Here is a 307-nt window from a genome sequence, read left to right on the forward strand (position 1 = left end):
TTAAATAAAGAGGTGAGCACCTCTCTCTTAGTTGCCAAAAAAGGCGTTATCCCGCATTTGGTCTAACGCCCTTAAAGATATAAGTATTAATTAAGAATATTTCTATTCGTAAACTTCTTTAACAAATTCTTCATATGTTACTTCCTTCTCCTCGAGATTAACCTTCTCCTTGTAGAGTTCGAGCAGCTTTTGGTTCATCAATTGTTCAGAAAGACGCTTCACCTCATCCTGACGGGAAAGAATTCTTGCCGCGATATCATCAAGCTCCTTTTCTTCAGGATTCATCTGGCCAAATTGTGCCATTTGT

The 307-nt window shown here is 38.4% G+C and carries 1 pseudogene; it reads right to left on the minus strand.

Annotated elements, in window-relative coordinates:
* Window positions 1–102 precede the first annotated feature (102 nt).
* Window positions 103–307 (minus strand): annotated as a pseudogene (locus tag HC175_RS22575) (trigger factor); the annotation flags it as partial.

It is taken from the genome of Salinimicrobium oceani (assembly GCF_012037645.1).